The sequence below is a fragment of the Saprospiraceae bacterium genome (assembly GCA_016715965.1).
In the GTDB taxonomy this organism is placed as follows: Bacteria; Bacteroidota; Bacteroidia; order Chitinophagales; family Saprospiraceae; genus Vicinibacter.
Genome location: JADJXG010000001.1, coordinates 3,095,780 through 3,119,685 on the forward strand (window position 1 = coordinate 3,095,780; position 23,906 = coordinate 3,119,685).

Here is a 23,906-nt window from a genome sequence, read left to right on the forward strand (position 1 = left end):
GCAATTCGATGAAAAGAAATTTAAACCTGAATTATAAGGCCAATTCTGGATTAAATTCTTAGATCATACTTCGATGCTTTAACCTAATCAATTGATTTTACAATGAAAGTTTTCAAATTTGGCGGTGCTTCTGCCAAAGATCCGGAAGGGCTTAAGAACATTCGAAATATTATTTTGCAATATGGTGCATCCTCACCGCTTGTGGTGGTCATATCTGCCATAGGAAAAACAACCAATGCCCTGGAAGAAGTGGTCAATGCTAAATTGACGGATAAATCGAAAGCCTTTGATTTATTGAGAATCATCCGCAAACAACATGAAAGTTATATAGAACAGTTATTTGGTAAATTTCCGGATGTTTTAATGGACGATATCAATGAGCATTTTGTCGAAGCGGAATGGTTATTGGATGAGGACCGGAAGATGCACTATGATTATATGTATGACCAAATTGTTTCGGTGGGTGAATTGGTTTCATCCAGAATATTGTACCATTGGCTGATTGAATCCGGATCAAATGCTCAATGGGTGGATGCCAGAGAAATTATCCGAACCGATGAAACCTGGAGGGAAGGCAGGATCCAATGGGAAATGACCAATTCACAAATTTCGCATCGATTGTTGCCATTGCTGCAATCTGGTAAAATGGTGGTGACTCAGGGTTTCATAGGTAGCACCTCAGAAAATAATACAGTTACCTTAGGACGTGAGGGATCTGATTATACGGCAGCCATTATTTCTTCTGCCCTTGATGTACAAGACATGACCATTTGGAAAGACGTACCGGGTGTGTTAACGGGAGACCCAAGAATTTTCGATCATGTGAGCAAACTCGATCGGCTTTCTTATACAGAAGCCATAGAGATGACATACTACGGAGCGAAGGTCATTCACCCAAAGACGATTCAACCTTTGGAAAATGCACAAATCCCGCTATATGTTAAGTCATTTATTCACCCTGAACTGCCAGGAACTTACGTGTCGGGTGATCCAGATCCTGAATACCCTCCCATTGTGGTTTTAGAACCCAATCAAGCATTGGTTCATTTTTCATCCAGGGACCTGTCTTTTATTGCGGAATACCATCTGGCGCGTTTGTTTATTTTATTTGACCGTTTCAGGATTAGAGTCAATATGATGCGAAGTACGGCTATATCCTTTACCATTTGTACACAAAACGACGAATCCAGATTAAAACAATTGTTTGACGAGTTGAAGGATGAATTTAGGATCGTTGTTGATCCAGATCTGGAGTTGTATACGGTCAGACACTACAATGAATACATGCTTCCGGAACTCTTCAAGGAAAAGCTGATTCTTTTGGAAGAAAAAATTCGAAACACTGTTCAGAGGGTGGTTAAAAAATCTCCCCCAATCGTACATAAGAAGATGGTTGAATAAAATTACTCCAATTCCTTTTTACCATACATTGAACAAATAGGGCACAGTGCTTTCTGATGCCCTCGTGCAGGACAGAACTTTCGACCGAAATAGATGATTTGAAGGTGGAGCTTGTTCCAATTATCCTTCGGAAAAAGCTTCTTAAGGTCTGTTTCCGTTTGCGTCACATTTTTGCCGGAACTCAAACCCCATCGCCAGGCCAGCCGATGAATATGGGTATCCACAGGAAATGAAGGCACTCCAAAAGCTTGAGCCATTACAACTGAAGCGGTTTTATGTCCAACGCCCGGAAGCTCTTCCAATAATTCCAATTGGTCAGGGACCTGATCATGGTATTTGTTGTGTAAAATTTCAGAAAGAGACTTTATGGCTTTTGATTTGTTTTCCGAAAGTCCACAGGGCCTTATCATTTCCTTTATGGTTTCCAGGGAAAGTTTTGACATGTCGGATGGATTGTCTGCCAAGGCAAACAACTGGGGTGTGATCTTATTGACGCGTTCATCTGTACATTGAGCGGACAACAAAACCGCTACCAACAAGGTAAAGGGATCCTTGTGCTGTAAAGGGACAGGTACATCAGGAAACAAAGCTTCCAATATTTTTTGAATTTCTATTGCCTTTTGTTTTTTTGAAAGCGACATTGGACTATTGTTTCATATTTAGAAACTCCATGGTATCTATGCCATCTGCATATTCGCTTAAACCCGGTTTTTGAGAATTGCCAAATCGCACATTCTCAATATTTCTTAAATCTTTCGGCCCGACCACGCTTTGAATTCGATTTTTATGCGTTACAATTTTTTCTCGAAGATCCTCTTCTGAAGTATAATTCTCAAAATGCAAGGTTGCCAGCGGAGAATTGATTTCATTGTTTTGGATCAGTAACAAAGTCTCTGATTGAAAAAATTGAATTGGATTGAGGAGGCAGATCGCAAGACGGTATTCGTAATTATTTTGATAGCGTGTATTATTTTTCAAATAGCTATAATGCTTGTCCCACAATCCAAGAATTTTATCGATGTCAATATCCTGAGGAATGTAGATTTTGCTCACATTTCTGCAACCCAATCCAAAATAAGAAAAAACATCTTCGCCAAGCAATAGAATTTCTTCATCTGATTCATCTCCATGCAACCATGCTACAGAATTTCGATGCGAACGAATCAGATGTGGTACTTTGGAAAAATATTCCTTAAACAAAGTGGCAGATTGATCACTACCAGTGGCAATGATCATATCATAGTCACTCAATTTGTCAACTAGTATGAACATCTCCGCAGCTTTGGGTTCTAGACGGATCAATATATCTTGAAGCCAAACATAGAGTTGCTTGTCTCTTTCAGAGCATTTTACAATGGCTTGATGACCCGATATCAAGATGCACAACAAATCATGAAATCCCACCAAAGGAATATTTGCAGCTGCTATTAATCCTACTTTTTTTGGCTGTGGAGAAACCGGATACTGTGAAAGCCATTTTTCCAATTCATTTTTTTGTAAATATTGAGAAGCAATGGTGCCAATCATTCTTTCAATTTCTCTTGATTCAAACCAGGGATTTTCAAGTCTTGCCTTGTCAAATGCTTCCTGACGAGATGGGATATCTTTTAACACTTCTATTCCGAGCTGTTGAAATAGATCCAACCAATCTAACATTACATTTCCCATGGTTAAATTACTTCTGATATAGAATCATCATCTTCCAAGCCATCCTTGCGGTGGTTAAGATATTTTCGCCATTTTTCCAATAATTCTTGGAAGTCTTCAGGTAAAGGGACCTCAAATTTCATTCTTTCTCCTGTGACAGGATGGGTGAATGCCAGACTTTTTGCGTGAAGAGGAAATCTAGGCATTAGTTTATAACAGTTTTGAATGAATTGTTTGTATTTACTAAATAGTGTCCCCTTGTGGATTTTTTCTCCTCCATATTTTTCATCATTAAACAATGGATGCCCCAATAATTTTAAATGTATCCTGATCTGATGAGTGCGTCCAGTTTCCAGTTTACACCTGATTAAGCTGGTGTAGTAGAAAGTTTCGACGATTTGATAATGCGTGACTGCATGCTTGCCAAATGAACCATCTGCAAATGCATACATCTTTTGTCTGTTTTTCGGATCTCTACCCAGATTGGCTTCGATGGTTCCCTCCTTTTCTTTAGGTTCTCCCCAAACCAAAGCCAAATATTCTCTGTCAATGGTGTGGTCAAAAAACTGTTTGGCCAAATGAACGTGGGAAAATTCATTTTTGGCCAATATCAAAATGCCGGAAGTCTCTTTGTCAATGCGGTGGACCAATCCATAGCGACTTGTTTTTGGATCTTCAGGATCCAAATTAAAATATCCTGCGATGGCATTTACGAGGGTTCCTGTGTAATTGCCGTGCGCGGGATGGACGACCATTCCGGGAGCTTTATTGACCAATAATACATCTTCATCTTCATACAGAATATCCAACGGAATATTCTCCGGGATAACTTTGCTGTGATCGACCTGAGCAGGTAGTACAATATCAATCAGATCATTGGGCCGTACTTTATAATTGGACTTAATCAAATGTCCATTGATGGATACCAATCCATTTTCAATGGCATTTTGGATTTTACTTCGAGACACCTTACCCAATTTATCCTGAATAAAACTGTCAACGCGGATACTGGATTGACCAGGATCGACCCGAAGGTGGATTTCCCTTGTTTCTTGTTCATCTTCCTGCTCCGATTCCCAGGGCATGATTATTTCTTCGTCAATTAGCATCCCAGTTTAACTTTGTTGAAAAAAGATGAACATCAAATCAAAGAAACAGTTCTCAACTTTATGTGCCCAATCAGGAAAGTTGAGTCAACAAATACATCCCCACCAAACACCTGTTTACGCCACGGCTGCCTTTGAATTTGACCAATTGACAGAGGGGACAAACGCCTTTTTGAGCCAACCGGGCACCCATGTTTACAGTCGATATGGAAACCCAACGGTAGAAGCTGTGGCGGAATCAATTGCCAATTTGGAAGGCATGGGTGTGGACGGTCAAACTTATGCTGTTATGACGGGTTCTGGAATGGCAGCCATCCATTTGGTGGTTCAGGCTTTGTGCAGACCGGGAGATGTCATTTTAACCCAGGAAGATTTGTATGGAGGGACCACCGAGTTGTTTTTTAAACTGTTTAAACCATTTGGGGTGGATTTGCTGACTTCAGATTTTGCGGAGGAAATGGATTTAACCAAGCTTCTCAATAAATTTCCCATTAGACTCATTTATCTAGAGACTCCTACCAATCCAATGTTAAATTGTGTGGATTTGGAAATGGTTTGTCAAGTAGCAACAAAAGCAGGGGTGATGGTGGTGGTGGACAATACATTTAATACACCATATATCACTAGACCTTTGGCGCTGGGTGCAGATTTGGTCATCCATTCTACCACCAAATTTATACACGGCCACGGTTATTCTACGGGAGGGGTCGTTGTTGGCAAAAGCAAAGAGTTAATTATGGAAAAAATCTGGACGGTACTAAAGCTGAACGGATCAATTTTGAGCCCATTTGAAGCCATGCTGATTCAGATTGGAGTTAAAACACTGGGTTTGCGGATTAAGCAGCAGTCTTTCAATGCCAATCAACTGGCAAAATATTTTCAAGAGCATCCAAAAGTCAAAAAAGTGAATTATCCTGGTCTTCCTACCCATCCTCACCATCGGATTGCGCAAAAACAAATGAATGCTTTTGGTGCCATGTTGAGTTTTGAACTTGATCTAAACCTTGGTGAAATCGAAAGTATGTTGTCCGGTCTGGGTATTGGAAGAATAGCGCCATCATTGGGTGAGGCAGAGACTATGATCATGCACCCTGCCAGTATGTCCCATTTGAGAATGCCTGAAGATCAGAAGAAAAAATTTGGAATTACCGAAGGTTTGATCAGGCTTTCGATAGGCTTAGAAGATGTTGAAGATCAGCTCGATGCATGGGATTCGGCCCTGCGGGCAGTTTGAAAGTATCATTTGAATCTAGACTTTGGGAAAAATCAGTAATTGAATTGAATTAAAGCATTTGATATATTTTAACGATAAAGTTACAGAAAACCCTTATACTTAGGTACTTTTGCGGTTCATTACCGATTTTAAAAGATTCGATGAAATTAATCCGCAATTTTTGTGTCATTGCCCATATTGATCATGGCAAAAGTACTTTATCCGATAGACTTTTAGAGTTTACGAAAACCATTTCTGCCAGAGACATGCAATCTCAGGCTTTGGATGATATGGACCTTGAACGCGAAAGAGGGATCACCATCAAAGCACATGCCATCCAGTTAAAATATCTGCATGATGACGGACAGTTGTATGTGTTCAATCTGATTGATACACCGGGTCACGTTGATTTTTCGTACGAGGTGAGCCGTTCAATCGCGGCTTGTGAAGGTGCATTGTTGCTCATTGATGCCACTCAAGGTATACAAGCTCAGACCATTTCTAATCTTTATCTTGCTTTGGAGCACGATTTGGAGATTATTCCCATTCTCAATAAGATTGACATGGACAATGCAATGATTGATGAGGTCTCCGATCAGATCATCGATCTGTTGGGTTGTCCAAAAGAAGAAATCATTTTGGCAAGCGGCAAAACAGGAATCGGAGTAGAAGCAATCATGAAAGCGATTGTCGAGCGAATTCCACCACCCAAAGGAAATCCGGAAGCTCCCTTACAAGCCCTGGTTTTTGATTCGGTTTTCAATTCATTTAGAGGAATCATTGTTTATTTCCGGGTGCTCAATGGTGTAATTCGCAAAGGAGATAAAGTGCGCTTTTTCAATACCGGAAAAGATTACATTGCTGAAGAAGTAGGCTATCTGCAAATGAATCTAGTGGCAATGCCACAGGTCAATTGCGGTGATGTAGGGTATGTAATTACAGGAATTAAAGAGGCCAAGGAAATCAAGGTGGGTGATACCCTGACCTTAGCCAATAATCCCTGTGAACAAGCCATACAAGGTTTTGAAGAAGTAAAACCAATGGTCTTTGCTGGTATTTTTCCCATTGAGAACGAGCATTTTGAAGATCTCAGAGATAGTTTGGAGAAATTGCAGCTCAATGATTCATCTCTGGTTTACGAGCCAGAATCTTCTGTGGCACTTGGATTTGGTTTCAGATGTGGTTTCCTTGGAATGTTACACTTGGAGATAATTCAGGAGAGACTCAGCCGTGAATTCAATCAGGAAGTGATTACAACGGTTCCCAATGTCTCATATATTGCCAAGACCACAAAAGGAGAGATTTTAAAAATTAATACTCCCAACGATTTACCAGAACCCAACTATCTGGAATACGTTGAAGAACCCTATATTCGGTCCAAGATCATTACCAAACCTGATTTCATAGGAACGATCATCAAGCTTTGCATGGAGAAAAGAGGCAACCTCGAAAAGCAACATTACCTCACGCCTGAAAGAGTCGAATTAACTTTTGACATGCCTTTGGCTGAAATCGTATTTGACTTTTATGATCGGTTAAAATCTTCGACCAAAGGGTATGCTTCGTTTGATTACTATCCATTGGATTACCGCAAGTCTGATTTAATCAAAATGGACATCAAACTCAATGGCGATAATGTTGATGCCCTTTCTGCATTGGTACACCGCTCAAAAGCAGAGTCGGTTGGACGTAAGATGTGTAAAAAACTCAAGGAAATACTTCCGCAGCATCAGTTTGTGATCGCAATTCAAGCAGCCATTGGTGCCAAGATCATCGCCAGAGAGACGATATCGGCACTTCGCAAGGACGTAACAGCAAAATGTTATGGTGGCGATATTTCAAGAAAGAGAAAGTTGCTGGAAAAACAAAAGGAAGGAAAAAAGAAAATGCGGCAAATTGGTTCTGTAGAAGTACCGCAGAAAGCCTTTCTGGATGTGCTTAAACTTGACGACTAGACTTTTGTCACCAATGTATTTAATTCGATGACGACCATGGATATCTTTACTGAGTTACACGATGCTGTGAACAATGCCATTCAAACCTTGAATGGATCTCCTGCATTTGCAGGGGACATTGTGATCACTCCCTGTAAAAGAGAATTTGGAAAAGATTTTACATTGGTGCTTTTTGGGCTTTCCAAAAAATGGGGCAAAAACCCGGAAACTTTGGGTCGCGAGATTGGCGAAATCATGCTTGCACAGAATTCCATTTCATCCTTTGAAGTGATCAAAGGTTTTCTCAATTTCAGTCTACCTGATGACATCTGGATTCGTATATCTGAACAGCTTTACACAAATACGGTCGAACAACAGATTCTTGTTAAAGATCGGTTCAAATATTTGATCGAATATTGCTCTCCAAACACCAATAAACCCCTTCATTTGGGCCATGTGCGCAATATTCTCCTGGGTTGGTCTGTGTATCTGATTCAAAAATCTTTGGGGCATGATGTAAGTACCACTCAGGTAATCAACGATCGGGGCATTGCCATCTGCAAGAGTATGCTGGCCTGGCAGAAATTTGCATCTGGCAAGACACCAGAGACTGAAATGATTAAATCCGACCATTTTGTGGGGGAATATTATGTTTTATTTGAAACAAAATTTAAAGAAGAATTCGAGGCCTGGCAGAAATCAGAAGCAGGAATCCATACTTTTGACCAGCTGAAAAAGGAAAATGAGACTTTGGCTGAATTTTTCAAACGGTTTAAAAATGAATATTTTTCAAAGCTTAGCCCTCTGGGAAAGGAAGCTTCAGAAATGTTGAGAAAATGGGAGAGTGGAGATCCGGATACCAAATTGCTTTGGAGTCAAATGAACCAATGGGTCTATGCAGGCTTTGAGCAAACCCAAAAGCTTCTTGGAGTAGGTTTTGATTTTACTTATTACGAATCTGAAACTTACCTTTTGGGGAAAGACCTGATCAAGCAAGGCCTCGAAAATGGAGTTTTTCATACTGAGGAAGGAGGAGCAGTTTATGTTGATCTGACCGATGTCGGACTTGACAAAAAATATCTACTTAGATCTGACGGGACCTCCATTTACATTACCCAGGATCTTGGCACTGCGGTGGAGAGGCATAAAAACCATAAGTCCGATAGGTACATTTACATCGTTGCGGATGAGCAAGATTATCACTTTCAGGTATTGTTTGAAATATTACGGCGGCTAAAGGTACCTTTTGCGAATGGACTTTATCATCTCAATTATGGAATGGTCGAACTCCCTTCCGGTAGAATGAAGTCCCGCGAAGGCACCGTGGTTGACGCTGACGACCTTATTGCTGAAGTAATCAATGAAGCCAGTGTGTTGGCACAGGAAAGAGGTGAATTGGAAAGTTTGACCAACGAAATGAAAACCGAGATCATTTCTCAGATTGGACTTTCTGCACTCAAATACCAATTGCTTAAGGTTCACCCAAAAAAGCGGATGATTTTTGATCCGGCAGAGTCTGTTGACATGCAAGGCAATACCGGGCCCTATATTTTGAATGCGTATGTGAGGATTAAGTCCATTCTCAGAAAGACAGAAAGCAATGCAAGAATTAATCCGACGTCCATTTTACAAGAAGAAAAGGATCTGCTGAACTTACTGATTCATTATCCAAAAACCATACAGGATGCCGGACAAAATCTGGATCCATCTCAATTGGCCAATTATCTTTATCAAATGGCCAAAGATTTTCACAAATATTACCATGACATTAGAATTTTAAACGCTGAAACCGAAGAGGCAAAAAATTGGAGAATTTTATTGGTTCAAATTTTTGCCAAATACCTTCACCACGGAATGTCCTGTCTCGGAATTGAAATGCCAGAAAGAATGTAAATGAAGAAAGAAGATGAACGAAATAAGTCATAAAGCAAACTTAAATTTTATAGAAGAAATCATTGAAGAAGACATTCGCTCCAACAAACATGGAGGAAGAATTCACACGCGATTTCCCCCAGAACCGAATGGGTATCTGCACATCGGTCATGCAAAATCAATCTGCTTGAATTTTGGATTGGCTGAAAAATATGGAGGAAAGGCCAATCTCCGATTTGATGACACCAATCCTGTAACGGAAGAAATAGAATATATAGAATCCATCAAGGAAGATATCCGATGGTTGGGGTTTGACTGGGAGGATCGGGAATTTTTTGCGTCCGACTATTTTCCTCAATTTTATCAATTCGCCATCCAACTGATCAAAGCCGGAAAAGCATATGTGGATCATAGCACGCAGGAGGAAATTAGTAAGATGCGGGGAGTGCCGACTTCGCCCGGCATTGAAAGTCCTTTTCGAAAACGCAGTGTAGCAGAAAACCTTGCTTTATTTGAGGACATGAAAAATGGAAAATTCAAAGAAGGTGAGTGTGTACTTCGGGCAAAGATTAACATGGCCTCTCCCAATATGCATTTACGCGACCCCATTCTTTACAGAATATTATTTACCCCTCATCACAGGACCGGAAATACCTGGTGCATTTATCCCATGTATGATTTTGCGCATGGTCAAAGCGATTCGATCGAAGGAATTACCCATTCTATTTGCACCTTGGAATTTGAAAACCACAGACCGCTGTATGAGTGGTTTATTCAGGAATTGGGGATATTTCCAAGTCGTCAAATTGAGTTTGCAAGACTCAATGTGGAGTATATGATGATGAGCAAAAGAAAATTGCTCTTATTGGTCAATGAAAAAATAGTAAGTGGATGGGATGACCCAAGAATGCCAACCATCAGTGGTATGCGTAGAAGAGGTTATCCACCCGAAGCATTGAGAAAATTTGCCACAGAAGTGGGCGTTGCTAAAAGAGAAAACCTGATAGAATATGTGAGGTTGGAAAATGCGGTGAGAGAACAACTCAACAATGTGGCCATCCGGGCCATGGCTGTACTTCGACCACTCAAAGTCATTATTAGCAACTATCCGGAAGGGATGGAGTGGTTGCCTGTAGAAAACAATCCAGAGGATCCCAATGCAGGAACCAGAGAAATTCCTTTTGGAAAGGAAATTTATATTGAGCAAGAAGATTTTATGGAAATACCTCCACCCAAATATTTTAGGTTGAGTCCCGGTGGTATGGCCAGGTTAAAAGCAGCATACATTATCCGATGTGATGAAGTGGTTAAGAATGAAGATGGAAGCATTTTACATCTTTTGTGTAGTTATTTTCCGGAGAGTAAATCAGGCTCTGATCAATCCGGTTTAAAAGTGAAGACGACCATTCATTGGATCGAATGCCAACATGCCTTAAAAGCTGAGATCAGATTGTACGAGAAACTATTTGATGTGAAAGAACCGGCAGGTTCAGACGAAGATTTTAGAACATTGCTGCATCCAAATTCATTGGAAGTCATTGAAGGAGCTTGGATAGAACCATCATTGGCAAATGCTGAAATACACCAGAGTTATCAATTTATGCGTACCGGATATTTTTGTTTGGACAAAGATTCTACCAAAGACCATTTGATATTTAATAGAACCGCGACGCTTAAAGAAACATGGCTTAAGACCTAGTTGGATTTAATATCTGACTCCTAGTTTTTTATAAATAAAATGTAATAGCCAAGCAGGGCCTATCAATAAGAATTGTAGGTCTTGGAGGAAGGAAGGTCTTTTACCTTCTATATGATGGCCATAAAACTGTCCAATCCAGGCTATGGCAAAAATGACAAGGAAGATCAGGCTAGGGCTCCAATTGTTCCACACAGCCAAATGGTGGAGATATTCTACACCCAACAACATGACCAGACTAATCAACACAAATCCGAGGAACATCATAAAGGACAATCGGAAATAGTATCCTAAGGCCAATAGCAAGAAGACCACAGCCCAATTGAGGCCGATGATGTCTGAAGGGAAGGGTATTTGACGAATAAGTCCTACAAGGCTAAACATGATCAGAGGCACACAAATCCAATGAATGAGTTTATTGGATGCATTTTGGTGGCTCTCTCCATAAGTGATGAGCAGTTGATCGATGGCACGCATGGTTGGTAGGTTTTAGTTTGACAAAGTTAATCATTTATCAATAAACGATATTTTGGATTTGAAATTTATTTATAAGTGGAATACGAATGTTGAGTACATTTTGACTTGATAATTTTCAGTATTTAAAATTTTACAAATTTCTTTGAATAAGGAATATTTTCTTCATTTCTTAAAACCAGCACGTAGCAACCAGAGGGCAAATTGGTAATATTGATGTTTTCAATGTAATTTGGTATTACGATAACAGGTCTTCCAACCAAAGAATAAATACTTACTTCATGGAAATTTAGTTCGGTTGCGATGTGCAATTCATCTCCTAATAAGTATAAATTTATCGAATGATTATTTTCGATGTCATTTGAATTAATTAGGAGATTTATTGGTTTGATTGTCTTGTATACAGCGTCTTGAAAAGCCGATAAATAAAGGTGATCATCAGGTCCTTTAACTAATTTTGTAAAGTACTTATTGATTGGTAGGCCTGATTGAAGTGAATTCCATGTTTTTCCTGAATCAAGACTAAATCTAATATCATTTCTAGAATCTGATTTATATAATACTTGATTCTTTAATATTAAATCTAGGTAATGTTCGTTGCTTACAAATTCATAGCTGCATAATAAGTCCAACGAGCGATAAATTCCACCACTCATATTTTGGTTTGAAAGGAACTGTAGGTAAATTGAACCATCCTCTAAAATATCCATACTTAAAATACCTTGATTTAATCGTATTGAGTTCCAATTTTTGCCCAAGTCATAAGATATGTAAATTATTTTATTATGACTGGTTAAAACAAATACACTTCCATTTCGATGAGATTTAAAATTTACAATATCATTTAATCCAAAAGGAGTTTCCGTAAGGATCCAGTCAATTCCTCCATTTTTACTAATATATGTATATAACTCCATTTGTGCAATAAAAAAATCCTTGCCATCAGAGTAGAGATATAAAAATGTACTATCATCGTTTATGGAAAATTTTGTCCAACTATTGCCATAATCAATGCTTTTATATACAGTAGAATTGTTTTTGATAAAAACCTGGTCTTTTGTATTAATAAACATTTCATTTGCAGTGATTGGACATTTTATGTCGACCCACAAACCTTGAATTATATTGTATCTTAGAAGATTTGGGTTGCCTCGAACTATAGAAAACATGTAAGGATTATTTTGACATGTAATCAATTCATTAATGTATGGCGTTTTAAACATTTGAAAATGAGATGTCCAAGATTTTCCATGATCTTTGCTCGAAATAAAACCTTCATCGGAATCATTACTTACAATAACCATTAAATCATGGTCTAAATGTATTTTCGCAAAGGAATTAAAACGACTGTTATTGGAATTGCCTGTTGGCTTCCAATTTTTTCCTAGATTTTCTGAAATATAATCCCCATGAGGAGTGCTTATAAATAAATTTCCATTTTGATTTGAAAATATACGATGTGGAATGTGAGGATTGGACATTTCATAGTTACCAAATTCATCAAAAACTAAAATGCCATTCGAGCCTGAAGGAATAAGCAGTTTTTTAGAAGGATGCCAAATCAAATAATTTTCAAAATAATTTAATTTATATAATTCTTTTGAAATTATCCCATCGTCAGTTATTTTAAATAAATTGTACCTTGATTTATCTGTATGAGCAATGATGAAATTATTGTTTTCACCATTAAATATATATTTTTCAATGTACACATTATAAGAATAATGATTAAATTTTTTGCCATTGTCTTTAGAAATATAAAGCCCAAATGGTGCACTGGCTTCTACAACAAAGATAGTTCCATTGGGTGAGATTGTAATATTTTCTATTCCTATTGGTAAACTGGCTTCTTCCCATTCATCAAAGTTTGGTTTTAGAATATATAATTTTGAATTTAGAATAGCAAATAAAGTACCATCTGGCCCAAAATCTAAAGTAGCCTTAAAATACTCATTTATAATTAGTCCTTTTGATTTTCTTTGCCACGACAATCCTTTGTCTAGAGATAGATAGATACCGTCATTTTGAAGAATAACAGCCCACTTATTTTTATCAATTGCAATATCAAATGGAATACAACCTGATGGGCCTTGTGTGCTATTCCAAATATCTTGGGAAAAACCTCTATTGGTTATAAAAATTGTACCAATTATGGTAAAGAAAATTCGAACAATAACAGAAATAAGAGATTTCTTATTTGGATTATTAAGATTAGATGAATTCACAACCTCTATTTTTCATTAATTGGCTGTAAATATAATAAATTAACTCAGTAAATGACCAAATTCTAATTACTGGTCTCAATTTTTTACAAGAATTCTTTGTCCTGAGGATTTATAGAAATAAAAAAGCCCGACTTTCAAGCCGGGCTTCTAAATAATCGTAAAGATTAAATTTATTTTAAAGCAATTTCTTAACTTCTTCTTCCAAATTGTCTCTTGGGTCAATGGCGGCAATATTGCCATCTTTATCCACCAGAAAGGTCTTGGGGATCGATCTAACACCGTATGTTTGAGCAGGGGCACATTCCCATTTTTTTAGATCGCTGACGTGGGTGTCCCACTCTAACTGATCTTTTTCGATGGCTCCGACCCATGCTGCTTTTGCCCGATCCGTAAATTCTTGTATTTGTCCCGGATCCCCCAATTGCGCTTTGGTTCGGCTATCCACACCGTCCAAAGAAACACTGTAAACTGTGAAACCCTTTGATTTGTATCTTTTATAGATGTCCACCACATGTGGATTCGCTCTTCTGCAGGGGCCACACCAACTTGCCCAAAAATCAATCAAAACCACCTTGCCCTTTAAATCTGATAGTTTATAATTTTTACCTTTTGGAGATGGAAGATCAATGTCAGGAGCTGGCATACCCACTTGGATGGAACCGGTGGCTTTTTCAGCCATGACCTGTTGTTCTACTTGTACGATCAGGCTCTCATACGATTTGGTAAATTCACTCTCTGGATATTTTTCCTTCATATTTTTAGCCACGGCCTTATGAGACTCTATAAATTCAGGTCTGAATCCTAGGAGTTGGACAGCCAATAAGCCCGCTGAAAGGGGATTTTGTGCTGCATCAATCTTAGACTTTGCTAGGTCTGCAGTCAATTGCCCTTGGCTTAATTCTTTCAGTACATTTATCACTTCTGAAGCAGCTGCTGAGCCCGTCACATCGTAATTCCCCTGATTGAGTCCTGCCAGTGTGCCACTCAGTTTTATGTCTTTTTCAGTTCCATCCAAAACAAAAATCATTTGCTGTTGACCCAATCGGATTCGGTAGAGACCCGGTTTGAGTCCTTCTTTGGCCAAAAATTTAAATTTACCATCGCTCATTTTTTGGTTGTCAACACTCACCGAGGTATTGTCCAGTCCAATCCTTTCAAGGCTCACATTCATTTCTCCCGCGTCTGAAAAATGACCTTGAATGCAGGTGCCATCCTGACAGGCATTTAGAAAAAATGCCAAACTAATTATCAAACATGCTAGAATCGATTTCATATAATTGCTAATTTAAATTTTCATTTTATTTTCCAATACCTCATTGTACAATTTCTTGAATTGTTCAATGCTTCCATAGTTCTGTTGGTTGATCTGGATGTTTTTGCCTGAGCAAATACCAATTTCTCTGGCTTCTACTCCCGCGGATGTAAGGAACGAAATAATCTGCATTTTGTTTTCAGGAGCACAACTGATCAAAACCCTTCCCTGGCTTTCACCAAATAGGAAAATGTCACTCCTGAATTCAAAAGGAATTTTGATTTGACAACCAATTCCTGACACCATGGCTGATTCAGCCAAGCTTATAAAAATTCCTCCTTCAGAGACATCATGTGCAGAATGGATAATTCCCTGGTGAATCAGTGCTCGCAATGACTGTTGCATTTGATGCTCCTCCTCCAAATTGAAATAGGGGCAAGGTGCCAAATCAATTCCGTGAATATGGACGAGGTATTCGCTAAGTCCAATATGATTGTTTTGCTTGCCAACAAGAATGATCAGGTCTCCCTCATTCTTAAATCCCAGAGTTGTAAAATGATCCAGATTTTCTAGAATACCCAGCATGCCAATGGTTGGAGTGGGGTAGATGGGTTCCACCTTGCCATGGGTGTTGGATTGATTGTAAAAACTAACGTTGCCACCTGTTACCGGTGTGTCAAATTTTCTACAGGCATCACCCATCCCTTTTAAAGCGTGTTCAAACTGATAATACACTTCCGGATTATACGGATTTCCAAAATTCAGGCAATTGGTGATGGCGACCGGGAGGGCACCTGTGCAGCTAATATTCCGTGCTGCTTCTGCCACCGCAATCATTCCACCTTCGTATGGATGGGCGTAAACATAAGCGGAATTGCAATCCACTGTTAAGGCTAAACCTCTTTGGGTTCCTTTGATTCTTACAACTGCAGCATCAGCAGGCATTCCCGCGGTCACAGTGCCAAGCCTGACCATCCGGTCGTATTGATTGGAAATCCATTTTTTGCTGGCGATATTTGGCGTAGAAATCAGTCTCTTGGCAACATCAACCAAATCGTCCGGTTCGAGGATGATGGATGGGGAAAATTCATCCATCTTATCCATATAGTGCGGACGAACAGATTCTCTTTGATAGACCGGAGCGCCACCTCCAAGGACCAAGGATTCTGCTGGCACTTCTGCTACTTTTTCCTGATGCATATAATATTCTAATATACCTGTATCAGTAACTTCCCCTATTTGAACGCATTCGAGATCCCACTTTTCAAATACTTTTTGAAGAGATTCTTCTCCACCTTTTTTGCACACGATGAGCATTCTCTCTTGCGATTCAGAAAGTAGAATTTCAAACGGTTGCATGTTCTTTTGACGGGTCGGTACTTTATCCAGCCAGATGACCATCCCGGTCCTTGATTTCGCGGACATTTCTGATGTTGAGCAGGTGATTCCTGCGGCTCCCATGTCTTGCATTCCAACAATCTGCCCAGTGGCAATGGCTTCTAGACTAGCTTCCAGCAGTAATTTTTCCTGGAAGGGATCTCCCACTTGTACAGCGGGTAGATCTTCGGAAGAATTTTCGGTTAAATCTGCTGAGGCAAAGGTAGCTCCGTGGATACCATCTTTACCGGTGGCTGAACCCACAATAAATACTGGATTGCCGGGCCCATCAGCACGGGCAGAGACTGTTTTGCCCACTTCCACGATTCCAACTGACATGGCATTCACAAGGATATTTTGGTTGTAACAGTCGTTGAAATAAACCTCTCCACCGACGGTTGGTACTCCAAATGAATTTCCGTAGTTGCCAATTCCTTTGACGACACCTCGAATCAGTTTTTTGGTGTGCTGGAGGTCGGGGTTTCCAAATCGCAACGAATTCAAGGCTGCAATGGGCCTTGCCCCCATCGTAAAAATATCTCGGTGTATACCACCTACGCCAGTTGCCGCACCTTGGTATGGCTCAATGGCAGAGGGGTGATTGTGAGATTCTATTTTAAATGCACAGGCCAAACCATCTCCGATATCTACCAGGCCTGCATTTTCTTCCCCGGCTTCAACCAAAAGACGACTCCCTTTGCGGGGTAGTTTTTTCAGTTGTAAAATGGAGTTTTTATAGGAACAATGTTCTGACCACATCACTGAGTAGATACTCAATTCAGTGAAATTGGGTTGGCGTCCCAGTATTTCAACGATTTTTTGGTATTCTATCTCTTGTAACCCCAGTTTCTGTGCTGTTTCTAATCCAGGTAACTCCATCTTATATTGTTTTTTGTCTTAGAAATCGCAAAGATATCCCATTTTGACACACATATATGATTTTCTAATCAGGTGTATCGTTAAGGAAAACCTAATCATTTGCAATACTTTGAGCATTCAATGGCTTTCTACGGGAATAATGAATCTAAATTTCTATTTTACAGTCAAAACCAATTGCTAACTTTGAACTGTTTACTTTTAAATATTTTGAAAAATGACATTAAGACTTGCCTTAATTTTTATTTGGTTTTTAGCAATTTCCTTCCTCATCGCTCAGCCCTTTCAAACCCTGGATATTCCCTTTTACATTTCACAGAAAAAGCTGCTATGTCCGGCAACGGGGGGATTCAATAATCCGCAATTTAGCGAAGCTGATCTCAATTTGGATGGTCAGGATGATCTGATCGTATTTGACAGAACAGGAAATGTTGTTTTGCCTTATCTTTTTAATCCTGCTAATTCAAAGTATGAGTTTCAATTTGCCTATAAGTCAATATTCCCACCAGTTGAGGATTGGGTTCTTGCAAAGGATTACAACAGAGATGGACTTGTGGATCTATTCTGCAGTTCTTCGCGAATTGGCATTCCGGGAATAGAAGTCTATACGGGGTATTTGGAAAATGGAAAATTGCGTTTCAGTCTATTTAAAACTTACCGTAATTTCAATGCTTTGATGTGGCCCACCGGCAATGACAAATACACCCAAATACCTGTCGATTTTACAGACATACCGGCCATCGATGATGTGGATATGGATGGAGATTTGGATATTATAAGTTTTGAGCCTGGAGGCTCCAGGGTATATTATTTTAAAAACATTTCTGTGGAAAGAGGCTGGGGTACGGATTCTCTCTATTTTGTGTTAGAGTCTCTGTGTTATGGTGGATTCGTCGAATCTGGATTAAACAGTGACATCAAACTCAGCGGAAGCATTGACTCATGCGCCAGTTATTTTACGAGTCCGGATCCTGTGGTTCGCCATGCTGGTTCGACCTTGTTGAGTCTGGATCTGGACAACAATGGTTTGCAGGACTTACTGATCGGTGATTTGTCCAGTGATCATCTGGTGGCTTTGTACAACGATGGACGCAAGGACAAATCCTGGATGAAGACCATGGAAATCAACTGGCCGCTGAAAAGTAGACCGGTCAATATTCCAAGATTCGTAGCTGCCTTTGAGGTCGATGTTGACAAGGATGGTCTAAAAGATGTCATTGCATCTACCAACCAAAGGGGGCTTTCCAAAAATTCAGACAACGTTTGGTACTACAAGAAGATTTCCCGACAATTGGGTGAAGCTCAATATGACTTTGTTCAGCAAAATTTTCTGACCGAAGAAATGTTGGATTTTGGATCTGTGGCTTGTCCTGTATTTGTGGATTACAATCAGGATGGATTGATGGATTTATTGGTGGGGACAGAAGGAATTTATCAAACCGGAAATAAATTGCAGGCCAGTTTGATATTATTTGAGAACAAAGGAACACGCACTCATCCTGAATATCATTTAGTAGACAGCAATTACCTCAATTTTAGACAATATTCAGAAGGAGATTTTCCTTCCTATTCTCTTACGCCAACATTTGGAGATCTGGATGGAGATGGAGATCTTGACCTCCTGGTCGGGGATCACGATGGATTTTTGTTTTACTGTGAGAATTTGGCAGGAGCCAATAATCCTTTTCGTTTCAGAGCTCCTGAATTCGGTTACATGAACATCAAAGCCAAACAACAAGCTTGTCCTTGGTTGGTGGATTTGAATGAAGATGGTTTGCTAGATTTGGTGATTGGCACGCAGACTGGAAACAACAACACCAATTTTGAACCTTGCAGTAGTTTTTTCTACTTTGAAAATATAGGAACTAAATTCAAAGCCCAATTTGATCCTGATTCAAGGAAATTGCCAAACACCGCATGTCTTGGTCATGCGATCATTCAAGGAATTGGTTCACAAATGTATGGTTCCCCCAGAATTTATAAGTTCGGAAATGAGTACAAAATGCTTGCAGGAAGCTTAATTGGAAAAATAAATTTGTTGGAACGGATCAATGGTCATATTTACGATACATTCTCTATCATCAATTCTGATTTTGGACAGATCCGGGAAGGTTCCAGGACTCATATCGATTTGTACGACATCAATGATGACGGTGTTTTGGATATGGTAGTTGGGAATATAAGAGGAGGTTTTAGCTTTTATCAGACGAACCTAAAGACGGATGGAACGTACGTTCAAACCAAGCACCAGGCTGTTTCACCCTTATCGGTACATCCGAATCCGGTTGGTGATGTGCTGTTTTTTGAGGCAGATGAAGCACTGTCAGGACTCATTGAATTTATTGACCTGTATGGGAGGGTTGTGCATCGCGAACATATTCACGATCGTTGGGAATTGAAGGTTCCCTCAGAATTGTCAAATGGTTGGTATCTGATCAAATTGATAAACCAACATTCTATATTATTGCAGAATATAATTATTGCCAGATGAAAATAAAAATTTACACATTGCTTTCAGTTTATTTTGTTTTTTTAAATTTTGCCGGAACTCAATCCAGCTATCGTTTGACATCGGGTGATGTGGATATTCGGATTACGGAAGTAATCGAAGTTGCAACACCGCCTTCTGCTCTCGCAACATCCAATCCGATGATTTGCATTGGATCCAATTACTCCTATTTGGATGGGCGCGGAGACGGTGTTTTGTTATCTCAGCTTGATCAAAGACTAAGTTCGATAAAGTCTTATAAAATTTTTGGACAAAGAAGTCATCTTGCTGCAAAGGATTTGGTTTCGACCGGTTCCGATTATTTTATTCTTGGAGACATCGGCAACAGTGGAATTTTTATTAGTAAAATATCAAATGCTGGCGTGCCGCAATGGTCGAAATCATTTCATTTTGCACAGGGAGGGAATCAAATTTCTGCTGTTGATCTTCTCTTTGCCAACAACCAATTTTATCTTTTGACCAATGTACAAACTGAAGCATCCAATCCAAGTGGATTTTTAATTACACAATTGGCAGAAGATGGCCGTATAAATTGGTCCAAATGGTTTACAGGATCCTCAATTACTTCTCACCATTACTTCGGATCAAGCCTTACTTTTTCATCGGATCGAAGCATTCTGGTCAGTGGCAGAAGGGTGAGCATGGCTTCGGAATTTGACAAGGAGATATTCTTACTCAAATTGAATGAATCAGGAGAGAGCCAAATACAAAAAACAATGATTTTTTACAACTCATTTGGAAAGAGAATGAGTCCCGGAATTCCTTATCTGGATGTCAATGGGATCAATCTTCATTTGGTCGTTCAAGCAGTTGATCCTGGAAATGTACCCGGTAATCTAACAGTAACCATGATTGACAATGATTTAAACATTCGCACCTGGAGAAATTACAGCCCAATGTTTCGAGTTGAAGAATTCAAAATTGGATCGAACAAATTTTTATTATCAGGTCAGAATACAGGAAGGAAAAGCGGCAATGGTTATGCCATGGTTGGAATCAACAATGCAAACGCCATACCGGAAATAGTAGATTATTACCAATCGGGGTTTGAAAATTCGAGTCATCAAGGAAGTTCCTCGTTGGGTTTTCACAGGTCCTGGCAGAAGTATTTGATGGCATCACGACCAGATAATGGAAGGCATTCGGAAATTAGTTTTAGCATTCGTCCAGAAAGACAAGAGGCTTATTGCGCAGATACTTTTTCATTTACAGTGACAAAGGATCCAATTGATAATGAGGAATCTCTTGATCTGATTTCTGAAAATGTGGGTTTGGAAACTTCAGAATTGCAATTGATTGTGGAACCATTTGAGCAAAGATTGGAAGTTATTTGCAATCTGACTTCAACCGAAGAGCTTGCTTCAAAATTTAATATTTTTCCAACCATCGCCACTGATCGAATAAATATACTGAATCACGATGGAATTAATTTTCAAACGATGATTACAGGCTTGGATGGGAAAGTTGTATACAAGCAGGCTGCTTTTCAAAAGGAACATATCGATATATCAGATTTTCCGGATGGAATCTATTTTTTGCAATTGACAGATTTGTTGACTGCTAAATCCTACACAGCAAAATTTATTAAGAAAGATTAAATTCTGAAGAGTACACTGATAGGGTGTATTGTAAACTGGTTGTCTTGTTTTCCAATTCCAAAATCTTTGATTTGGATGGAATAATGGTCTGCTACTCATTTTTTATACGAACCCTTAGAGAATCATTGTATGGCAACTTGTAAATTTCATTCAAAATAATGGATTTATAATCGATTATCCCTGGGCTGATATCTTTCCTCTTGAATTTCAAAACGGCCTATTTAACACAGAGTTGAGTTTTAGCAAAAACAAGAGATCCTATCTCTGTTTAGGGTATATAAATCGGATAGGATGTGAGAATGAACTTATATTTGCAAAAATTATATATAAAGGATATGAATGCTTATCTACAGCTATTGGAAAAAGTATTGAAGGAAGGAGTGGTTAAATCAGACCGAACCGGGACCGGCACCAAAAGTATTTTTGGATATCAGATGCGATTTGAGCTTTCGAAAGGTTTTCCCCTGCTTACCACAAAGAGAATTCATTTGAAATCTGTTATTTATGAATTGCTTTGGTTTTTGAAGGGAGATACGAACGTTCAGTATCTGAATGAGCATGGTGTCACTATTTGGGACGAATGGGCCAGTGAACAGGGAGAGCTAGGACCAGTTTACGGTCAACAGTGGAGATCATGGAATTGTAAAGACGGACGTGTTATTGATCAGATTTCAGACGTCATTCATACCCTTAAAACCAATCCTGATTCCCGGAGAATGGTCGTTTCTGCTTGGAATGTGGAAGACCTTCCCAAAATGGCATTAAATCCGTGCCACTGTCTTTTCCAATTTTATGTGTCTGAAGGCAAATTATCTTGTCAGCTTTACCAAAGAAGTGCAGACTTGTTTTTGGGAGTCCCGTTTAATATTGCATCTTATGCATTACTCACCATGATGATGGCTCAAGTATGCCATTTGGAGCCTGGCGATTTTGTCCATAGCTTCGGAGACGTTCACTTGTATTTAAATCACATCGACCAGGCCAATGTACAACTTTCCAGAAGTCCATATCCCTTGCCTAAGATGCTGATCAACAAAAAAGTGGAGGATATTGATCAATTTGTTTTTAGTGATTTTGAGTTAATAAATTATCAATCTCATCCAGCGATCAAGGCACCCATTTCAGTATGAATTGCTACAAATCAAAGGATTCGTCATATTCAAAAATAAAAATATTTATCCATTTATTGGGCCAAGAATTAGGAAATATTCGAAGAAGGCTTACTTTTGCACCGAAGTAAGCCACAATCCCTTACTTGTGAAAATTTGTAATTTGTATTCACTTATTTTTCAATCAATTATGAGCTGCAAACAAGTTCTAAGGATTCTTATTGCTCTACTCTTCATTCAGTCGTTTGCTATGGCTGCTCCGGATATAGAGCTTGGAAAAACCTCTTTTAAAAACAATTGTGCCAGCTGTCACAACAAAAATATGAAAGACGCCCTGACAGGACCTGCACTTGCGGGATTTGTAGAGCGTTGGGCAGCATATCCAAAAGAGGACCTTTATAAGTGGATACGGAATTCTCAGGCCATGATCAATTCGGGGCACCCAAAAGCCAAAGAGCTATGGGATCAATACAAGCCAACTGTGATGACGGCCTTTCCGAATTTATCTGATGATGAAATTGAAAGTCTGACTTTATATATCAATGGGGTAGCTGAAGGTAGCTATCCACCAAAATCTGCAGATGTAGCGGGTGGTACAGCTGCATCGAATGCGACTTCAGCAGCTTCTTCTCCAATATGGTTGTACCTTATTTTTGGCATCCTGTTGGCACTTGCTCTTTTCCTCTGGAGCTTACAAAATGATTTAATTTACTCTAAAAAATTGGCAGAAGGCGATCCAACGGCATCAAGAAGATCAGTTTGGGAACTATTGACCAGTAAATCCGTGGTCACTTTTGTCATTTTCGCTTTGGTTCTTTTTGGGGGATATACTACGGTTAATAATGCCATTTCATTGGGTCGTCAGCAAAATTATGCCCCTGAGCAACCAATCAAATTCAGTCACGCTACACATGCGGGACTGCATAAGATAGATTGCAATTATTGTCACGATGGTGCCAGGAGAAGCAAACAAAGTGTGATTCCTCCAGCCAGCACTTGTATGAATTGCCATAAAGCAATCAAAACAGGAAGCAAATACGGTACTGCTGAATTGACTAAAATTTATGCTTCCATTGGATTTGACCCCTTGACTGACAAATATATCCCTAATTATGAATCCCTTAGCAATGAGGAAATTAAAAACATCTATACCAAATGGATTGGCGAAGAATATAAAAAAGCAAATGCAGTTGCTTCTATAAGTGGTGATGCTCAAGTTTTGGTCGATGAGCAATGGAGCAATATTGAAGCTTCACTTACACACGAATCCAAGCCCAAAGTTTCAGGTCCGATCGAATGGATTAGAATCCATAATTTACCAGACCATGTTTACTTTAACCACTCACAGCATGTGACCATTGGAAAATTGGATTGTCAAAAATGTCACGGTAAGGTGGAAGAAATGGATGTTCTAAGACAATATTCTCCACTCTCTATGGGATGGTGTATTAATTGTCACCGTCAGACGGATGTAAAGTTTCAGGACAATGCATATTATGAAACTTACAAAACATACCATCAGGAACTTAAAGATGGAAAGAGAACCAGTGTAAAAGTTTCCGATATTGGAGGTCTTGAATGTCAAAAATGTCACTATTGATTTTACTAAATATCAAA

General features: G+C 39.2%; 16 protein-coding genes. 9 read left to right on the forward strand and 7 right to left on the reverse strand.

Going from position 1 to position 23,906, the window contains the following annotated elements:
- Positions 1-102: 102 nt before the first annotated feature.
- Entirely contained in the window at positions 103-1,401 is a 1,299-nt protein-coding gene (locus IPM48_11895) for an aspartate kinase (protein MBK9272286.1), read from the forward strand.
- Positions 1,402-1,403: 2 nt separating this feature from the next.
- On the opposite strand, the gene nth is transcribed toward IPM48_11895, so the two are convergent.
- Genes nth through IPM48_11910 form a run of 3 tightly spaced genes read right to left on the reverse strand, consistent with a single transcriptional unit; the run spans position 1,404 to position 4,133 of the window.
- The gene (gene nth / locus IPM48_11900) at positions 1,404-2,042 is read right to left on the reverse strand and encodes an endonuclease III (GenBank protein MBK9272287.1); all 639 of its coding nucleotides are present in this window, start codon (positions 2,040-2,042) and stop codon (positions 1,404-1,406) included.
- Positions 2,043-2,046: 4 nt separating this feature from the next.
- The gene (locus IPM48_11905; protein ID MBK9272288.1) at positions 2,047-3,069 is read right to left on the reverse strand and encodes an acyl-CoA reductase; all 1,023 of its coding nucleotides are present in this window, start codon (positions 3,067-3,069) and stop codon (positions 2,047-2,049) included.
- 2 nt (positions 3,070-3,071) lie between these two features.
- The gene (locus IPM48_11910; GenBank protein ID MBK9272289.1) at positions 3,072-4,133 is read right to left on the reverse strand and encodes an RluA family pseudouridine synthase; all 1,062 of its coding nucleotides are present in this window, start codon (positions 4,131-4,133) and stop codon (positions 3,072-3,074) included.
- 103 nt (positions 4,134-4,236) lie between these two features.
- Here IPM48_11910 and IPM48_11915 point away from each other — a divergent pair, with 103 nt between their 5' ends.
- From IPM48_11915 to IPM48_11930, 4 genes are all read left to right on the forward strand, one after another.
- The gene (locus tag IPM48_11915) at positions 4,237-5,388 is read left to right on the forward strand and encodes an aminotransferase class I/II-fold pyridoxal phosphate-dependent enzyme (protein MBK9272290.1); all 1,152 of its coding nucleotides are present in this window, start codon (positions 4,237-4,239) and stop codon (positions 5,386-5,388) included.
- 140 nt (positions 5,389-5,528) lie between these two features.
- Positions 5,529-7,322 (forward strand): elongation factor 4, encoded by a 1,794-nt coding sequence (gene lepA / locus IPM48_11920; GenBank protein ID MBK9272291.1) that lies wholly within the window; start codon positions 5,529-5,531, stop codon positions 7,320-7,322.
- A gap of 36 nt (positions 7,323-7,358) precedes the next feature.
- Positions 7,359-9,194, forward strand: coding sequence for an arginine--tRNA ligase (locus tag IPM48_11925; protein MBK9272292.1), 1,836 nt, complete (start codon positions 7,359-7,361; stop codon positions 9,192-9,194).
- A 13-nt stretch (positions 9,195-9,207) separates the two neighbouring features.
- Positions 9,208-10,872, forward strand: a complete 1,665-nt coding sequence (locus IPM48_11930) for a glutamine--tRNA ligase/YqeY domain fusion protein (GenBank protein ID MBK9272293.1) — start codon at positions 9,208-9,210, stop codon at positions 10,870-10,872.
- Positions 10,873-10,878: 6 nt separating this feature from the next.
- On the opposite strand, the gene IPM48_11935 is transcribed toward IPM48_11930, so the two are convergent.
- The 4 genes from IPM48_11935 to purL all read right to left on the reverse strand — a co-directional run bounded on the left by IPM48_11935 (position 10,879) and on the right by purL (position 17,076).
- Entirely contained in the window at positions 10,879-11,346 is a 468-nt protein-coding gene (locus IPM48_11935; GenBank protein ID MBK9272294.1) for a DUF962 domain-containing protein, read from the reverse strand.
- A gap of 122 nt (positions 11,347-11,468) precedes the next feature.
- Positions 11,469-13,568: a T9SS type A sorting domain-containing protein gene (locus tag IPM48_11940; GenBank protein ID MBK9272295.1), complete on the reverse strand. Its 2,100-nt coding sequence runs from the start codon at positions 13,566-13,568 to the stop codon at positions 11,469-11,471.
- 175 nt (positions 13,569-13,743) lie between these two features.
- Positions 13,744-14,841, reverse strand: a complete 1,098-nt coding sequence (locus IPM48_11945; protein ID MBK9272296.1) for a TlpA family protein disulfide reductase — start codon at positions 14,839-14,841, stop codon at positions 13,744-13,746.
- A gap of 12 nt (positions 14,842-14,853) precedes the next feature.
- The gene (purL, locus tag IPM48_11950) at positions 14,854-17,076 is read right to left on the reverse strand and encodes a phosphoribosylformylglycinamidine synthase subunit PurL (protein MBK9272297.1); all 2,223 of its coding nucleotides are present in this window, start codon (positions 17,074-17,076) and stop codon (positions 14,854-14,856) included.
- 214 nt (positions 17,077-17,290) lie between these two features.
- Between purL and IPM48_11955 the strand changes: the two genes are divergently transcribed.
- From IPM48_11955 to IPM48_11970, 4 genes are all read left to right on the forward strand, one after another.
- The gene (locus tag IPM48_11955; protein ID MBK9272298.1) at positions 17,291-19,564 is read left to right on the forward strand and encodes a VCBS repeat-containing protein; all 2,274 of its coding nucleotides are present in this window, start codon (positions 17,291-17,293) and stop codon (positions 19,562-19,564) included.
- Complete coding sequence (locus IPM48_11960; protein ID MBK9272299.1) at positions 19,561-21,180, forward strand: T9SS type A sorting domain-containing protein; 1,620 nt, start codon at positions 19,561-19,563, stop codon at positions 21,178-21,180. Before IPM48_11955 ends, IPM48_11960 begins: the two co-directional genes overlap by 4 nt.
- A 335-nt stretch (positions 21,181-21,515) precedes the next feature.
- Positions 21,516-22,310: a thymidylate synthase gene (locus IPM48_11965; protein MBK9272300.1), complete on the forward strand. Its 795-nt coding sequence runs from the start codon at positions 21,516-21,518 to the stop codon at positions 22,308-22,310.
- 169 nt (positions 22,311-22,479) lie between these two features.
- Positions 22,480-23,889 carry a c-type cytochrome gene (locus IPM48_11970; protein ID MBK9272301.1) on the forward strand — a complete coding sequence of 470 codons (1,410 nt, stop codon included), beginning with the start codon at positions 22,480-22,482 and terminating at the stop codon, positions 23,887-23,889.
- Positions 23,890-23,906: the final 17 nt, after the last annotated feature.

What these genes read in the sequence shown, in the direction of transcription:
- IPM48_11925 (MBK9272292.1), top strand. Translation starts at nt 7,359, where the DNA reads ATGGATATCTTTACTGAGTTACACGATGCTGTGAACAATGCCATTCAA.
- IPM48_11930 (MBK9272293.1), top strand. Translation starts at nt 9,208, where the DNA reads ATGAACGAAATAAGTCATAAAGCAAACTTAAATTTTATAGAAGAAATC.
- IPM48_11935 (MBK9272294.1), bottom strand. Translation starts at nt 11,346, where the DNA reads ATGCGTGCCATCGATCAACTGCTCATCACTTATGGAGAGAGCCACCAA.
- IPM48_11905 (MBK9272288.1), bottom strand. Translation starts at nt 3,069, where the DNA reads ATGGGAAATGTAATGTTAGATTGGTTGGATCTATTTCAACAGCTCGGA.
- IPM48_11960 (MBK9272299.1), top strand. Translation starts at nt 19,561, where the DNA reads ATGAAAATAAAAATTTACACATTGCTTTCAGTTTATTTTGTTTTTTTA.
- nth (MBK9272287.1), bottom strand. Translation starts at nt 2,042, where the DNA reads ATGTCGCTTTCAAAAAAACAAAAGGCAATAGAAATTCAAAAAATATTG.
- IPM48_11970 (MBK9272301.1), top strand. Translation starts at nt 22,480, where the DNA reads ATGAGCTGCAAACAAGTTCTAAGGATTCTTATTGCTCTACTCTTCATT.
- IPM48_11910 (MBK9272289.1), bottom strand. Translation starts at nt 4,133, where the DNA reads ATGCCCTGGGAATCGGAGCAGGAAGATGAACAAGAAACAAGGGAAATC.
- lepA (MBK9272291.1), top strand. Translation starts at nt 5,529, where the DNA reads ATGAAATTAATCCGCAATTTTTGTGTCATTGCCCATATTGATCATGGC.
- purL (MBK9272297.1), bottom strand. Translation starts at nt 17,076, where the DNA reads ATGGAGTTACCTGGATTAGAAACAGCACAGAAACTGGGGTTACAAGAG.
- IPM48_11895 (MBK9272286.1), top strand. Translation starts at nt 103, where the DNA reads ATGAAAGTTTTCAAATTTGGCGGTGCTTCTGCCAAAGATCCGGAAGGG.
- IPM48_11955 (MBK9272298.1), top strand. Translation starts at nt 17,291, where the DNA reads ATGACATTAAGACTTGCCTTAATTTTTATTTGGTTTTTAGCAATTTCC.
- IPM48_11945 (MBK9272296.1), bottom strand. Translation starts at nt 14,841, where the DNA reads ATGAAATCGATTCTAGCATGTTTGATAATTAGTTTGGCATTTTTTCTA.
- IPM48_11965 (MBK9272300.1), top strand. Translation starts at nt 21,516, where the DNA reads ATGAATGCTTATCTACAGCTATTGGAAAAAGTATTGAAGGAAGGAGTG.